We start from the raw sequence: 15966 nt of genomic DNA on the forward strand, positions 1-15966 counted from the left end.
AGATTCCACCTCGCGATGGACACCCTTGCCCTTGGCTAGCGGTTCCGACTACTACGGCCCGCAGTGGACTTTCACCACCAAGTTGGCGCCCATGCCGGGCGCACCAAAAAAGCCAAACTGACTCGCGCCAGCTTGGCCAGTTAATCACAACATGTATTTAGCATCGGCTTCATGATCCTCACTGGTGAGAATCTTTGGGCCGTCATCAGTGATAACTAAGGTGTGTTCGTATTGGGCACAGTCAGAGCCGTCAGCAGTCACGTAATACTCCCAATCATCATTAGGCACCTGCTTGGCCTTAATCTTCCAGGTCCCGGTCGTAATCATGGGCTCAATCGTGATGGTCATCCCCGCCTTTAAACGCAGACCATGGCCAGGTTCGCCGTAGTGAGGCACGTTAGGGGCTTCGTGCATCGTCGGCTGAATCCCGTGGCCAATCAACTCGCGCACGTCACCGTAACCCATTTCATCCTCTGTGTAGTGCTGAATTGCGTAACCAATATCACCGAGTCGATTACCAACGACTGCCTGATCAATGCCAAGGTACAACGCTTTTTTCGTAACATCCATCAACTTTTGACGCTCAGGCGAAATTTTACCCACGGCATACGTCCATGCGGAATCGGACATATATCCCTGCCAGTTGACGACCGTGTCGACGGTGACGATGTCGCCTTCCTTAAGATAAAGACCCTTCCGAGGAACTGAGTGTGCGACTTCGTCATTGATTGCCACGCAGGTTGCATACTTGTAGCCCTCAAACCCCAGCTCAGCCGGAATAGCCCCGTGGGACTCAATGTATTCGCGGCCCACCTTCTCAATTTCCCAGCTTGATACACCAGGTTTGATAATTTTCTTTACCGCATGGTGCATGCCTGCCAGAATTTCTCCAGACTTAGCCATGCCTTCGATTTCACGATCAGACTTTAATGTGATCAAAAAACTTGCATCTCCTTAGTTATTTGACTGATGCGACGTACTTAGCCAACCCCTTCTCGAGCGGCGTGTGCGTCATGAATCCTAATGCGTTGATTTTCGAAGCGTCCGCGTAAGAATCGTGGATATCACCTGACCGTGCCGGCTTGAAACTAGCCTGTAACTTTTTCCCCGTCAATGTCTCAAGCTGCTTGGCCACAGACATCAGACTCGTCTGCCGGCCGTTAGCAATATTATACACATCATTGCGCGCTTCCGCTGTGTGTAACAAGCCATAGATCGCATTAACGACATCGCCAACGAAGACAAAGTCACGGGTTTGCGAACCATCCCCAAAGAATGAAAATGGTTTGCCTCGGGTCAGACAATCCAACATGATTGAAAGCACGCCGCTGTATGGCGAGGCTGGATTTTGTTTGGGCCCATAGACATTAAAGAAGCGGGCGCAAACCATCGGCATGTCATAAAGACGACCGTAGTTGATAATCGCGCGCTCAGTCGCGTACTTGTCGACCGCGTACTGTGTTAGCGGCTGAACCGCCTGATCCTCTCGCTTAGGCATCTCAGGCAACTGACCGTAGACAGCCGCACTGCTGGAGAAGAAAAGCTTCTTAAACGGTAACTTCTCACTCCTGAGAGTCTCAATGATATTTAAGTTGGCTTCCTGATTGACCTGATGCGTCGCATACGGACGCTCAACCGAATCGGCGACGCTAGCAATCGCGGCCAGCAGGACATAATAGTCGAATTGCTTATCTCTCACCAACTGACTCATGAACTCATGATCGGTGATGGAATGCTGAATAAACGTCACCCGTTCAGAGGCGGGAATATTGGCCGTGTCTCCCATTGAGAGATCATCCACGATAGTAATTGATGCATCATCTTCATTAAGCAGTCGCTCGGTCAGGTTTGAACCAATAAAACCTGCTCCGCCCGTGATCAGATATTTGGCCATTAAGCTTTCCTCCTCCATAGAACAATCAAGTCCTACCGGTGTAAATTCTAACACACTAACGCGGCAAGCGATTATGGCCATTGCGAGCCGTCGCTGGATCAACGCTTGGAACCACCTGCGTGGTCTCGCAGTGGGCAGCATTTTAGTGGAACTGAAGTGACATGATTGATTACGGCTAACGCTCTGGCTCTATTACAAACACTTTTCATTTTGATGAAGTTCATTTTCCCACAAAAAGAGTCCGATCGCGAATTATTGACAATTGAAAGCGTCAAACCACACGTAAAAATCTCAGACTTCAACTCCAAAACTGAGAAGGTTGTGAATAATCAAAGCGGGATTATTTTACTAACTCACAACAAAGCGCACGATGTCTCTTCGTTGCAGAATAAACATTACAAAGATGAAACATAACTGTGGTATCTTATCAGATAGAGGATTGTTACATAACGAAGAAGTCTAAGGGGCTCAACAATTGTTTCGGGGGAGAAAATTATGAAATCATCTAAAGCATTGACCAAACTGTGGCTAATCAGCGTTCCGGTCGCCGTTTCAGCGGTATTCCTTGCGCCACAGGTGCTGGCTCAACCAGTGCACGCTGATAACCAGGTTTCAGTTCAAGCAACGCCAGTTAAGACGACCACAGGCGACGCGGCAGGATACGACTTCACCGCCAGCAACCACCACAGTCAAGCGTCAATCGAGCAGGGCACACTTGGCGACGGGGGTAACAACACGTTCACTAAGGCAGATATCAACGAATCTGGTTCGACCGCTAAAGTTCACTACCTGCGGATGCCGACGACGATTCCAGAAAACGGCGCTGCCGCTTGGCTTGCTTTTGCTAAAAAAGAAGCCGAGGCAGATTATTCTGCCACCGGCCGCAGTCAGAATATTGTTCAGCTGGCCGCAACACCACAGATCGACAGCTTTACGATTGGCCAGGCTGCCTTCCCGCGTGTGGATACGGTTGATGTTTCCTCCTATCAAAACACGATGACGCAAGCCAACTACAATACACTCAAAGCTAGTGGCGTGAAAGCTGTCATCGTCAAAACCTCTGAAGGCACGACCTACACTAATCCGTATGCTAGCACCCAGCTAAAACAAGCTCAAAACGCTGGTATGAAAATTGCAGCCTACCATTATGTCCATTTCTCAAGTACAACGACTGCAGCCGCTGAGGCAAATTACTTTGCGGCAGTCTTGAACAAACTGGGTGTTCCTAAAGGCAGCCCAGTTGTTGCTGACCTTGAGTCTACTGATGTTGCCGGCAATGTTGGCTCAGCCCTCAACACCTTCTGGAGCACACTAAGCAGCAAGGGATACACAAACCACGTGTTATACACTGGTAAATATTACTCCTGGTCCAACGATGCAATTGGTACTGTCGGCCAGGCGCGGACATGGATTGCTCAGTATCCTTATCAGCCGCGTGCCAATAATCTCTTGAACACGACTTATGGGGCATGGCAATTTTCTTCACAGGCGAAGATCGCCGGCTACAGTTCAACTCTCGACGCTTCAATCGATTACAAAGGCCTCTTTACTGGCTCGCAAGTGGCCCCTGCTCCTCACGGCTACGACAAAGTCACCAGTATAAGAGCCATCAATCTGCCCGGCACGGTCGACCAACGCACTCGCCAGGACGGTTTCTATTCGGCGCCGTATAACACAGATTCAATGACCACGATTGAAAACCATAATGCCAGATTATTCAATGGCCAGACTGTGCAAATCTTACAAGAAGCCACCACCAGCCGCAGTGCATCAGCTGGAAATACTTTTTATCAGATTCGCTTTGTCAATGGGAAAACTTACTGGACCGATTCACGTGCCATCAAAGTTCACTCATTCTATCAGGAATCAAACACCAAGAATGTTAACTACAAAGCCAAGATTGCACAGGCTGGGCGAAGTGATGGACTATACCCAGATGGTCCCTACTACACGAAGCTTTCGAACATCTTTGAGAACAGCAATGCACCGCTATTTAACGGCCAGATTGTGCCCGTCTCTCAAGAAACGACGACTCCGACAGGCACCTATGTTCGAGTAACATTAAACAATGGTCAGGTTGAATGGATCGATAAAAAGGGCATCACAACCGACACGTACGACAAAGTGACTTCTTCCACCCAGTTGAATCAAGTGGGACGGATTGAACAAGCCGGCCGGGCCGATGGGCTGTACTCGGCGCCTTATAATACTAATGCCGCTACCGTGACGCCTAACAGCAACGCAAAGCTCTTCAACGGCCAAGGTGTCCAAATCCTCGCCAAGGAGACCACCAATCGTGCTGGCGGTCACAACACGTTTTATAAGCTGCGTCTTCGCAATGGGGATATCCACTGGATCGATGCCGATGGCGTCAAGCTGGTGTCAGTGAACCACGTCACGAGCACTCAGGCTCTCAACGTTCAAGGCCGCATCAACCAGGCTGGTCGTTCCGATGGTCTTTACTCAGCCCCTTGGAACACGGATTACCTCAGCATCGACGAGAATCATAATGCGCCTGCTTTTAACGGAAAAACTGTGCAAGTAAAGGCCGAAGCAACAACCGACCGAAGTGCCTCGGCGGGCAATCACTTCTATCAAATCAAGCTGAGCGATGGCCGTCTGTATTGGATCGACGCACGTGGCGTGAAGCTCAACTAACCTCACCTTTTCATTTGAATCAATTACAAACGCGCATGGCACTCATTTCCGAGTGTCATGCGCGTTTGTGGTTGAACTTTAAAATTAGGTCGAATAATCTGTCTCAGTTGGTAAAACGTCACTGCCGATCACGCCTCGGTGAGGTAAAAATGAACAGCTTACTGAACACATAATTGACCACGACCACCAACACTTGGGTGATCAGCTTAGCGATTAGGTCATTCCCGCTCATTACATCAATGATCAGCCACATTGTGAACATGTCGAGTCCGTATGAGAAAATCCGGGCAACAAGGAATTTCACAAATTCCCAGAGTAACCCCAGACGATTGGTCGTTTGGGTATGAAAAACCCAGAGTTTGTTGGTGACAAAGGCAAAAAGTACTGACAGAACCCAGGAAATCGTGTTGGAAATTGGCCAAGACAAGCCCATATTTCGGTAGGCAACAGCGAATGAAACAATGTTAACAACAGTGGCGAGACCGCCAAAAAACAAATAGGTAAAGACGTCCCAAAGATGTTTAGCTTCAAGATATTGACGAAATTTGCGATAAAGACGCATGCCGCTGCCCTCCTAAATTCAATAGTCCCATCATGACACAAAGCCAGCCATCGGACCACTGGCGGATTCCCCGGTGTCGCTCAAAATTAGACTTTCAAACAGGGAATCAGACGCTTTTGCTAAATCGCCCTTCTCTGCTAGAATGGGAAGCGTTGAAAAAATGAACCATCTACTGAAGGGACAAACAACATGCCAACTGCAAAAATCGTCTACGCCAGCCTAACTGGTAACAATGAAGAAATCGCGGACATCGTCGGGGAAGAGCTTGAAAAATACGGTTACACTGTCGATACCACTGAAGTCAGCCAGGCCATGGCCGAAGACTTCAAAGATGCAGACATCTGCGTCACCGCCACCTACACCTACTCTGACGGGGATGTCGGGATCCTGCCTGACGAATCATTAGACTTTTATGATGACCTCAAAGCAACCGACCTCAAAGGCAAAGTTTATGGCTGCTGTGGCAGCGGCGACCACTTCTACGACGACTTTGCGACCGCTGTCGACGATTTCGACAAGGCCTTTGCCCAGGCTGGGGCCACCAAGGGGGCAGAGAACGTAAAAATCGACCTGGCCCCGGAGGATGATGACATCAAAACGTTAGAAAAGTTCACCAAACAATTAGTCGAAAAAGCGCAAGAATTGAACGCCTGAACAACCTGCGCAAACTGTGACATTTAACTTTACTTGGGTCTAACTAACTTGTGCTCTATCTATTTTTTGCAGTACAATGATCGCAGTAAAGGAGGCGCCGTTAATGAGTATCTATGATTACACTGTGACCTTGGAGGACGGTACCAAGTATCCATTGAGCAAGTATCGGGGCCAGCCGATGGTCATCGTCAACACCGCCACCAAGTGCGGCTTTGCCCCACAATTCGGCCAGCTCGAAGAAATTTACAAGCAGTACCAGGCCCAAGGTCTGGTGGTCCTCGGCTTCCCGTCTGATCAGTTCCACCAGGAAATTGGCAACGGCAAGGCAGCCGCGCAGGCCTGCCGCACCACTTATGGCGTGACCTTCCCGATGCATGAAGTCGGGCCGGTCAACGGCGAAGACGCCCAGCCGCTGTTCGGCTACTTGACCGAACAAGCGCCAGGCGCCCTGGGTTCGAAAAAGATCAAATGGAACTTTACCAAGTTTTTGGTCGACCGCGACGGCAATGTGGTTGAACGCTTCGCCCCGAAGACGAAGCCGGAAGCCATGGTTCCGGCCATCGAAAAACTGCTGTAACGCAAAAACGTCAATCTCATGCAGCGCCCATGTGCGCGCTGAGATTGACGTTTTTTATGTGGCCGCCGCTTACTTGAACAGACTGTCAGTCCGCCGCGCCACGATTTCGTCGCGGTTTTTCCGGACGAAATCGTGGACCTTCCCCCGACTACTTTTGGGGTGGCCGCCGTAATACTCGGCGATGATGGCGTTCACCACCACGCCGATCAGCCACATCATGGCCATGACATCCAGCCACAGCAGCAGCACAATCACCGTCGACAACGTGCCGTAAGTCGAGATGCGGGTGCCAAAGTGCCGCATGTACCAGGAGAACCCCTGCCCAAGCGCCAGCCAGCCGACCACGGTCAGCGTGCCACCAGGCAAAATGGTCCAGAATTTGATCCTCGCGTTGGGGAGGAAGAAGTCGATGACGAAAATGATCACAAACAGCGCCGTCAAGGTCACCGGCCAGCGCCAGGTGTTAAAGGTCTCCAGCCACGCCGTCGACAGGTGCAGCGCCGGTACCAGCCACTCGAGAAACTGGCGGCCAAAGGTGTACGCGACCATGACGCCGCCGAGCATCAGCACCAGCATAAACAGCATCAGCATAGACAGTAGCCGCTGCACCAGGTAGTTCTGCCGCGGCTTGACGTCGTAGGCGCGGTTAAACCCGGTTTTCAGGCCGTTGATGGCCAGGCCCGCGGTCCACAGAGTCACCAGCCCCGCGGCCGACAGCACGGAGCCTGAAGACGTCGCAATCAGGTTTTTGATGACAGGATTAATAAAATTCATCACGTCGGTGGGGATCACCTGGGTCAAATAGCCCTGAATCTGAAAATAGCTGAAGCCAAAAAACGGCAGCAGGTTCCCCACCACGATGAAGATCGGGAACAGTGACAGCAGCGTGTAATACGCCAAGGCCGCCGACATCACGCCAATTTGCGCGTCCATCACGCGGTCGACCATCAGCTTAATGGCTTCGCGCAGCTTGATGCCGCGCGAAACACGAATGCTGGCGAGCGGGACCTGCCCGGCGTGCACGGCCTGTTTCTGTGCCTCGGTGAGTCTGGTTTTGCGCCGCTTGCCGCGGTTGATCACCGCCTTGGGGCCGCTGCTCATCACTTTTCCCTCCTTTCATAACCGCTTCTTTATACCTCTTGTTAATTATACCAAAGTGGCCAGTGCGATAGGCAGAAACCTGGCGGCCCAAGCCCAATGAAAAAGCCCGGCAGCCAAATCGGCACACCAGGCTTAGGCAACACCGGCAACAAACTCAGGCCAGCGTCGGTATGACATTGTTTATTTCAAATCGATCGCCGTCTGCAGCGCTTTGATGGGATCGGTGCTGGACACGGTGTACAGCGCGTTGCCCTCGCGCCAGGTCACGCTGTTTTGCCGCGTGTTGGTGCTGGTGGTGGTCAGACTGATAGCGCCATGGCCAGCCGGAACCGGCAGCATTTCCTTGCTCAGCAGACTGGTGACCTGGTTAGCCAGCGGCAGCGGTTGTTCCCCGTTGATGGTCGCTGACTGCAGCGACACGGACCAGTGGCCCTCAGCCCAGGTCAGGTAGGTCGAGCCCGCCGCACCTTCTTCCGTCGCGGTCAGGTTGTCGCCGACGCTGACAGTGGGCAAACCCTGCTCGACCGGTCGATAGTTGATTTGTGCCTCAGCGGCAGCCGGCGTCGCGTATGTCACCTTTTTGATCGCAACTGGTGCAATCAGGCCGTCCAGCCTCGGGTCGTTGAACGGCAGGGAACTGCCTTCACTCAGGTACAGGCCGTAGTTGGCGCTGTTACCGATCGCCTGAACGTTCAGGTTCTTGCCCGCAGCCGCCGTGTAGTTGCTCGGAAACTTGGCCCCTGGCAGCTTAGCCTGCACGGCCTGCTTCATGGTGGTGTAGCGGTCAGGGGTGGCACTACTTGAGGCGCTGGAAGCCGTCTGCTTGGCGGCCGGTGCCGCTTTCGTCTTACTATTCTTCTTTGTGGCTTTTTTCTCGACCTTACTGGAGCTGGCTTTGCTGCTGGAAGAATCATTGGCGCTGGATGAATTCCCGCACGCCGCAGTCCCCAGGACCAGCAGCGTCAAAGGAATCAGTAAAATAGTTTTCTTCATAACTAATCGCCTCCAAGGTAACCTGCTTACGGTGTTATTATACCCGAAGTGGCCACCTAGTGGTTCATTTATGAAGCCGCATGACATAATCGTTAGAATCGCGCAGACGCGACATTTCAACTGAGATAGCCGATGAGGGTCAGCCGCAACAAGTCAGGCCTAGCCAAAATGAACTCGTACTGGGCCGTGTGCAGGAAAAACTGCTGCACGGCTTGTACCGGCACGTCAAAATAAGCGGCGTAGATGAAGTGGCGCGGCTGCATGTGCAGGGCGAGCCCCAAGCTTGCTCGCCGCAGCAGCTGGCCAACCTGCGCGGTAAAAACTTCTTGCGTCAGCGGGTCTCTTGGTCCCTCGAGCGTACCGCCGGCAAGCGGCTGCCACGCATCGGAAAAACTAAACAGCAGCGCGATCAGTTCGGGCGCCGTCAATGTGATCACGGGCTTTTCGGCCGCCATGTCTAGGACCAGCTCGCTCAGCGTTTGCGCCATGACTTTTTCCCACCTTTCCTGGTGGGTTAAGCGTAGAAAGGAACCGCCGGCGAGTCAACGAATTCGACTCACGCAAAAGGCGCCGAAAAGTTCTCGGCGCCGTTCAGCACAATCAGTCGTATTTTTCAATAAAGGCCGCGTAATCGGCTGTGACCTGATGCAGGTAGTCCTTCGCCCAGTGCTGGATCGCCGCGTCAAAATCCTTGTTCATATACCCGGCAGCGACTGCGGCCATCGGACTTTGGGCGTGCGCCATTGCCAGCAGGTACCCGCACAGGCGGCAGTATGCCTGGTACTGCGTCCATGACAGCGCTGCGACGTCGATCGACCCCTTCATGTCGCGGAACTGACGCACGTAAAAGCTTTTGCCGAAGGCGTTGAACCAGCCCAGAAACGGGTCCGACGCTTTTTGAAGAATCTGCGTGGACGAAATAATGCGTTGACCTTCGCTGACTTCCTGATTCAGCGTGACCTCCAGCCGCGATGGCAGCAGATCACGGCGTCTTGGCAGCGCCTCTTTGACCTGCAGGACCAGGTGCGAGCCGCCCAGCCCGGTTAAAAGCATGAGGTAGCTGCTGGTGCCGAAGCTGCCGATGCCGACGGAATGGCGAATGATGTCGGTGATGTGGTACTGGCCGAGCAACAGCGCGACGTCTGCGCGCGTTGTCTGCTGGTACTGCAAGAAGCCGTGCATCATCCCGATTTCCTGACCTTGTTCCAGGTGGACCGTGCGCGGCGGATCATCCTTGAACCGCAGGTGGGTGCCGTGCAGCTCGGTGAATTTTTTGACGACGGATTCGTTGTCGCGATTGGCCGCCTTTTTGACCACGTCACGCACGAACTGCGCGTCCTCCTCGTCGGGCAGCTCGGCCACCAGGTTGGCCACCGCCGTGCTGGCATAAAAGCGTTCGAGCGCACCGGTTTTGAACGCCTTCTTCAGGGTCTTGCGGTAAGTGCGCGCGACCTCCTTGACCAGCTGGTCGACGTCAGTCTCGCCGAAGTGCTCCTGGCCGGCAAACAGGTAGATCGAAGTCGTCAGGCGCTTGACGTCGAATTCAAACGAGTTGGGCGCCGCCTCATCGAAGTCGTTGAGGTCAAACAGCATGTTGCGCTCAGGCGACGCGTAGAAGCCGAAGTTTTGCAGGTGGGCATCCCCGTCGGTCAAAACGCGCAAGTGCGACTGCGGCTCGTGGCTGAGGTCATAGGCCATCAGCTCCGCCGTCCCGCGGAAAAAGGCCGCCGGATTGGCCCCCATCTTCTGGTGGCGCTGCGGCAGCAGTTCCTGAATCAAGTTGGCCTCGATGGCGTCAATGAAGGCGACCGGGTCGCGCTTGATGATTGGCCGCTTACCCAGCGCAGCCAGCGGCACGGTCTCCCGCTGCGCCTTACCCAGATCGTGCAAGGCCGTGATGTTCGTGATATTAGTCTGCCGCTGAAGCTTCTTAAGTTCCTCGATCATTTCTGCACGCATGCAAGCACCCACTTTCCGCTTTCAACTTAGCGCAAGCAATCCACTTGTGCAACCGCATAAAAAAAGAAAGCCAGCACGACTTTCTTTCAGGTCAACGATATCTATTCAGCTTTTTTCAGCGCCTCGCGCAGGTCCATTTTCACCGAATCCTTAGCAAAGCGCTTGTTGATGATGAAGTCATGAATCACGGCCTGCAAGATCTCGATCATCTGCTCGCGCGAGATTTCGATGAAGTCCGGCGCCATTAAGTTCGCGATTCCAGTTGCCACGATCCATAAGCCGGAAATCGTGTTGCGGCGCTGCTCCTCGCTGATCTGCTCAGCCGGCGCGTACTGGTCCAGCCGTTCGATGGCGGTCGTAAACGCGAATTCCCGCATGTCCTCGACGCCGAAGTGGTCCTCGATGAAGACCGCCCGGTACAGCGCCGGGTTGTCCAGCGCAAAATTGATGTACGCCAGCCCGAGGTCGACGATGGGATCGGTGGTGAAGCGGCGGCTCATTTTGGTCTGCAAGGTCTCTTTGATCTCGTCCAGGACCGCCTGCTTGAGGTCCGCCATGTTGGTAAATTCCAAGTAAATCGGCTGCGTCGAGCAACCCATGCGCTTGGCGATGTTGCGCGCAGTGAAGTGCTTAAAGCCCTCTTCGACCACCAGCGCATACGCCGCGTTCAAAATCTGGTCGTGCGTGATTGTTTTTTTCCGTGCCATTAAAGTTCCCCCTAAATCCTGAAAGCTCTGTTAAACCATAAACCCCCTACACAAAACGCTTACACTTACCTGGTTATTTTAACAGATTAGGGTATAAAGACAATGATTATCTAACAATTTTTCTAATAAAGCAGGTCGCCTGTATCCCTTGAGTGCCGCCGCCTCTAGCGTTACCGTTGCCTGGGTGAACAATTGTTATTCGGGCGTTATCTGGGACCATTATGGCAAAGTGATGGGTGTTGTATAATCATCAATACCGACCCGTTTGAAGATAAGAAATCAGAAACCGATTGAGCCTGCATCTGCAAGCGGCTAAAATAAGAGCAAACCAAAGGAGGATAACGGCATGACACTACCGAATTTTGATCAACTGCTCGATAAATACGCGGCACTTGCGGTGGATACCGGCGTGGGAGTGAAACCCGGCGACACGGTCTACTTGCAGGTGGCGACGGACCAGCGGCCGCTGGCCCACCGCATCATTGAAACAGCCTACGCGCGCGGCGCCGCTGAGGTACAGGTCTGGTGGCAGGACGATTTTCAAAAGCGTCAAGACATGCTGCACCTCGCCGACGACCGGCTGAAGCAGCAAGCCCCGCAGACCAAGGTCATGTTCGACTACTGGCTGAACCACGCGGCCAAGCGGATCACTGTGACCTCCAGCGACCCGGACAACCTGGCCGGCGTGGATCCGGCACGCGTGGCCGCCTACCAAAGCGGCTTCCAGAAAAGCTACGCGGCCCTGAGTGCGGCAATTTCCGGCAACCAAATTGCCTGGACCATCATCGGCGCCGCGTCGCCGAAGTGGGCGGCCAAGGTCTTCCCCGACGAGGACCCGGAAACGGCGACCGACAAGCTGTGGGATGCCATTTTCAAAACGGTCCGTATCTACGAAACAGACCCGGAAGCTGCGTGGGCCAAGCATGAGGCCCGGCTGCGCGAGAAAGCCGACTGGCTGAACGCCGAGCAGTTCGACGCCTTGCACTACCAGGCGCCGGGCACGGACCTCACCGTCGGCCTGCCGACCGGCCATATCTGGAATGGCGGCAGCGGGGAAAACGCCAAGGGCGAAGTCTTCACCGCGAACATGCCGACCGAAGAAGTCTTCACTGCCCCGGACAACCGCCGCATTGACGGCACAGTGGCGTCCACCAAGCCGTTGTCTTATTCCGGCAGCATTTTGCAGGACATGCACTTCACCTTCAAAAATGGCCAGGTCGTATCGGCCCATGCCGGCCAAGGCGATGCGGTCCTGCAGCACCTGCTGGCCATTCCGGGCGCGCGCTCGTTGGGCGAGATCTCGCTGGTGCCCGACCCGTCGCCGATCAGCCAGTCAGGCCTGATTTTCTTCAGCACGCTGTACGACGAAAACGCGTCAGATCACATGGCGCTGGGCATGGCCTACCCGTTCTCGCTTGAAGGCGGCACCAAGCTGACGCCGGCTGAGCTGACCGCCCGCGGCCTGAACGTTGCCGACACCCATGTCGATTTCATGATGGGCTCGGCGCAGATGGCCATCGATGGTATCAAGAAGGACGGCACCGTGGTTCCAATTTTCCGCAATGGCGATTGGGCCTGACTTAACGCTAATCAAAACAAAATCAGCAGCCTTTGCGAAGAGGACTGCTGATTTTTTAGTTTTTGAAGCTGTGGATCGGGGCGGGAATCTGGCCGCCGCGGTTGACGAACACGCTGGCGTCCCCGTCATTGACAGCCATGATTGGGGCGCGGCCGAACAGCCCGCCGAATTCGATGGTCTCACCGACGTCCTTCCCCGGCACCGGAATCACGCGCACCGCGGTGGTCTTATTGTTGACGATGCCGATGGCCGCCTCGTCGGCAATCATGCCGCTGATGGTGGTGGCCGGCGTCTTGCCCGGTATCGCGATCATGTCCAAACCGACCGAGCATACCGCCGTCATCGCCTCGAGCTTTTCAATGGTGATCTGGCCGGCCGCCGCGGCGGCGATCATGTTCGCGTCTTCAGACACCGGAATGAAGGCCCCTGAGAGCCCGCCCACTTTTTCCGCGGCCATGATGCCGCCTTTTTTGACGGCGTCGTTGAGCAGCGCCAGCGCCGCGGTGGTGCCCGGCGTGCCGACATGACTCAGGCCCAGCGTCTCGAGAATCTGCGCCACGGAATCATTGCGCGCCGGGGTCGGGGCCAGCGACAAGTCGACAATGTTGAACGGGACCCCCAGCCGCTCGGCCGCGACCTTGCCCACAAACTGGCCCATCCGCGAAACCTTGAAGGCGGTTTGCTTGATCTGCTCGCAGACCTGCTCAAACGTCGCGTGCGGCTGGTCCGCCAGCGCGCGCTGGACCACCCCGGGCCCGGAAACGCCGGTGTTGATGGCCATGTCGCCTTCCGACACGCCCCAAAACGCGCCCGCCATGAACGGATTGTCCTCCACTGCGTTGGCAAAAATCACCAGTTTCATCGCGTTGACCGGATCGATCGCCGATACGTCCTTGACAACCTGGCCCATCAGCTTCACGGCGTCCATGTTGAGGCCACTGCGAGTCGCCCCGACGTTCACCGAGGCGCAGACGCGCTCGGTGGTGGCAAGCGCCTCGGGTAAGCTGTTGATCAACGCGACGTCGGCCGGCGTGCAGCCCGCCTGCACGGTCGCAGAGTAGCCGCCGATCAGGTCGACTTGCACCGCCTTGGCCGCGCGGTCCATCGCCTGCGCAATGGCGGGAAAATTGGGCTTGGGGTCGCTGCCGGCCAGCAGCGCCACCGGGGTGACACTGATGCGCTTATTGACAATCGGGATCCCGAATTCATTTTCGATCGCGTCCGCCACCGCTACGAGGTTAGCGGCCTTGGCGGTGATCTTATCGTAGATCCGCGCAGCAGTGGTGCTGGTGTCGCCCGTGATGCAGTCCAGCAGTGAGATGCCCATGGTGATGGTGCGAATGTCGAGGTTCTCCTCGCTGATCATTTCGATGGTTTCTTTGATCTGATTGCTTTCCATCATGCGCCTCCTGGGTTACAGCTTGTGCATCGCGTCAAAAATCTCCTGCCGCGCGATTTTGACCTCGACACCAATGTCTGCGCCCAAGTCCTGCAGCTGCGTTTTAACGGCCGTGAAGTCCGCCTCAGCCGGCAGCTGCGCCAGAAGCATCATGGTGAACGCCCCGCGCATGATGGTCTGCGACACGTCCAAAATATTGACGTCCAGGGCCGCCAGCTTGGTTGTGACGGCCGCGATGATGCCCACCTTATCCGTCCCGATGACCGTGATGATGACTTGCATGAAACCGCCTCCTGAGTGTTAAGTTGCTCTCAGTTTAGCATACCGAAAGCGCGCCTGGCGGGTTTTTCAGTGGTTGCAAAAAGTGGCCCGCAACAAGCGGGCCACTGTTGGCTTAACCTCTGGCAATAAACTGCGACGTAATCTCGACACGGCCATGCTTGGCCCCAGTCGCCAAAGCCAGCGCGGCCTGGCCGACGGCGTCAAGGTGGTGATCGATGGTCGAAATGCCCATCAAGCGGCCGGCGGTTTCGTTCTCCTGACCCATCATCGCCGGTGGCTGCAGGCCGTGTTCCACGTAGTACTCCAGCACCCCGGCGGCGATGTCGTCGCCGTTTGAGAACACGAAGTCCGGCTGCAGCTTGGCAAAAAACGCCCCGGCGGCCTTGCCGTCCTCGTTGGTCATCGAGCCCACCCAGTTGCGCGTCGGATCCGGCGGCGTGCCAAACACGGCGGTGTAGGCCTCGACCATGGTGCGCGAGGTTGCAGACAGCTTGGGCTCACGCGGCAGCATCAGACTGACGTGCTGATAGCCGCGGGCGCGAATCCATTCAAACGCCTGGCGGTAGCTGTCCTTGCGGTCGGTGAAGGCCGCGGCGATGTCAACCGCCCCCGGGTCTTCGCACACCACCACCGGGCCGAACTCCTGGTACTTGGCCAAGTCGGCCAGCGGGCTTTCGTGCGAAGTGAAAATCAGACCGTCAAAGGAGCGGCGGCGGAACTGCTCCAGGAATTGTTTTTCCAGCTTAGGCTGGTAATTAGACGGCAGCAGGGTCACCTGATAGCCTTGCGCAAAGGCGGCCTCCGTGATGCTTTGCATGAGCGCCGTGTAGTACGGGTGCACGAAGATCGGCAAGACGACCCCGATTTTCATGGTCTTGCCGCGGCTCAGGTCGCGGGCAACTTCGCTGGGCGCGTAATCCAGCCCGTCGATCACCGCCTGGACCTTAGCCCGGACAGCGTCTGAGACATATTTTCGATGGTTCAGCACCCGGGAAACGGTCGAAACCGAGTAGCCGCTGATGCGCGCAATGTCGTGAATGTTTGTCATGATGATCCTCCGCCTCTTAGTGTAGCAGAAGCGTTGCGGGGATGCGCCTTATTCAGCCAGCAGTGTGCGGGCGAATTGCTCGACCTGTTTAGCCGCGCTTGGCACACCGGCATCCAGCTTGCGGCGAATGCGTGTCAGCACCGCCTGCTTTTCCTCATCGCTGTGATCGCCTGGCATGGCCAAAATGACCAGCTGGGACACCGCATGAGCACCCTCACCTGAGCCCCATGCCACCGGCTTGGCCAGCGTCACCAGCAGCGTCCGCGGCGCCTTTAAAGTATCACTTGACGCGTACACGATCACGGCCTGCTCCCCGGCGAATTGCGCGCCTTGCGCCTCGCTGGCCAACATGCTGGCGTGCAGCGCAGTCTCGTCCAGCTTGAAGGCCTTGGCCGCCTGCTTGGCTGCCTCGGCCAGCGCGCCAAGCTCCGACTGATCCGCCAACTCCAGGTTCACTAAGGCAGTTTTACGAAATAATGTGTCAAACATGATGACGACCTCCTATGATTGCCATGCGCTTCGCCGCGGATCGAATCGCTGTTTCTATCAACAA

General features: G+C 55.2%; 16 protein-coding genes. 4 read left to right on the plus strand and 12 right to left on the minus strand.

The window, feature by feature from the left end:
- Positions 1-144: 144 nt before the first annotated feature.
- Entirely contained in the window at positions 145-939 is a 795-nt protein-coding gene (gene map, locus EKM86_RS09275; RefSeq protein WP_125757279.1) for a type I methionyl aminopeptidase, read from the minus strand.
- Between the two features lie 19 nt (positions 940-958).
- The gene (locus tag EKM86_RS09280; RefSeq protein ID WP_125757281.1) at positions 959-1894 is read right to left on the minus strand and encodes an NAD-dependent epimerase/dehydratase family protein; all 936 of its coding nucleotides are present in this window, start codon (positions 1892-1894) and stop codon (positions 959-961) included.
- A gap of 795 nt (positions 1895-2689) precedes the next feature.
- On the opposite strand from EKM86_RS09280, the gene EKM86_RS09285 reads away from it, so the two are divergent.
- Positions 2690-4552 carry a GW dipeptide domain-containing protein gene (locus EKM86_RS09285; protein ID WP_164506237.1) on the plus strand — a complete coding sequence of 621 codons (1863 nt, stop codon included), beginning with the start codon at positions 2690-2692 and terminating at the stop codon, positions 4550-4552.
- 118 nt (positions 4553-4670) lie between these two features.
- Here the strand turns inward: EKM86_RS09285 and EKM86_RS09290 are convergent, their stop codons facing one another.
- On the minus strand, positions 4671-5114 hold the full coding sequence (locus EKM86_RS09290; protein WP_125757285.1) for a GtrA family protein: 444 nt from the start codon (positions 5112-5114) through the stop codon (positions 4671-4673).
- A 189-nt stretch (positions 5115-5303) separates the two neighbouring features.
- Between EKM86_RS09290 and EKM86_RS09295 the strand changes: the two genes are divergently transcribed.
- Complete coding sequence (locus EKM86_RS09295; protein ID WP_125757287.1) at positions 5304-5768, plus strand: flavodoxin; 465 nt, start codon at positions 5304-5306, stop codon at positions 5766-5768.
- A 103-nt stretch (positions 5769-5871) separates the two neighbouring features.
- On the plus strand, positions 5872-6345 hold the full coding sequence (locus tag EKM86_RS09300; RefSeq protein ID WP_125757289.1) for a glutathione peroxidase: 474 nt from the start codon (positions 5872-5874) through the stop codon (positions 6343-6345).
- Positions 6346-6414: 69 nt separating this feature from the next.
- Here EKM86_RS09300 and EKM86_RS09305 read toward each other — a convergent pair whose 3' ends face one another.
- The 5 genes from EKM86_RS09305 to EKM86_RS09325 form a co-directional block, all read right to left on the minus strand.
- Positions 6415-7425: a YihY/virulence factor BrkB family protein gene (locus EKM86_RS09305; protein ID WP_379909122.1), complete on the minus strand. Its 1011-nt coding sequence runs from the start codon at positions 7423-7425 to the stop codon at positions 6415-6417.
- A gap of 201 nt (positions 7426-7626) precedes the next feature.
- Entirely contained in the window at positions 7627-8439 is an 813-nt protein-coding gene (locus EKM86_RS09310) for a hypothetical protein (protein ID WP_125757293.1), read from the minus strand.
- A gap of 116 nt (positions 8440-8555) precedes the next feature.
- The gene (locus tag EKM86_RS09315; RefSeq protein WP_125757295.1) at positions 8556-8927 is read right to left on the minus strand and encodes a hypothetical protein; all 372 of its coding nucleotides are present in this window, start codon (positions 8925-8927) and stop codon (positions 8556-8558) included.
- A 112-nt stretch (positions 8928-9039) separates the two neighbouring features.
- The gene (locus EKM86_RS09320; RefSeq protein ID WP_125757297.1) at positions 9040-10398 is read right to left on the minus strand and encodes a DUF2252 domain-containing protein; all 1359 of its coding nucleotides are present in this window, start codon (positions 10396-10398) and stop codon (positions 9040-9042) included.
- 101 nt (positions 10399-10499) lie between these two features.
- A complete protein-coding gene (locus tag EKM86_RS09325; protein ID WP_125757299.1) occupies positions 10500-11105 on the minus strand; it encodes a TetR/AcrR family transcriptional regulator in 606 nt (201 codons plus the stop codon).
- 346 nt (positions 11106-11451) lie between these two features.
- Here EKM86_RS09325 and EKM86_RS09330 point away from each other — a divergent pair, with 346 nt between their 5' ends.
- Positions 11452-12684, plus strand: coding sequence for an aminopeptidase (locus EKM86_RS09330; RefSeq protein ID WP_125757301.1), 1233 nt, complete (start codon positions 11452-11454; stop codon positions 12682-12684).
- Between the two features lie 55 nt (positions 12685-12739).
- Here EKM86_RS09330 and EKM86_RS09335 read toward each other — a convergent pair whose 3' ends face one another.
- The 4 genes from EKM86_RS09335 to EKM86_RS09350 form a co-directional block, all read right to left on the minus strand.
- Positions 12740-14083 (minus strand): PFL family protein, encoded by a 1344-nt coding sequence (locus EKM86_RS09335; protein ID WP_125757303.1) that lies wholly within the window; start codon positions 14081-14083, stop codon positions 12740-12742.
- Between the two features lie 15 nt (positions 14084-14098).
- Positions 14099-14365, minus strand: a complete 267-nt coding sequence (locus EKM86_RS09340) for an ACT domain-containing protein (protein WP_125757305.1) — start codon at positions 14363-14365, stop codon at positions 14099-14101.
- Positions 14366-14477: 112 nt separating this feature from the next.
- Positions 14478-15413, minus strand: coding sequence for a LacI family DNA-binding transcriptional regulator (locus tag EKM86_RS09345; RefSeq protein ID WP_125757307.1), 936 nt, complete (start codon positions 15411-15413; stop codon positions 14478-14480).
- A gap of 48 nt (positions 15414-15461) precedes the next feature.
- Positions 15462-15902, minus strand: coding sequence for a PTS sugar transporter subunit IIA (locus EKM86_RS09350; protein ID WP_125757309.1), 441 nt, complete (start codon positions 15900-15902; stop codon positions 15462-15464).
- Positions 15903-15966: the final 64 nt, after the last annotated feature.

Source organism: Lacticaseibacillus hegangensis, assembly GCF_003946465.1.
In the GTDB taxonomy this organism is placed as follows: Bacteria; Bacillota; Bacilli; order Lactobacillales; family Lactobacillaceae; genus Lacticaseibacillus; species Lacticaseibacillus hegangensis.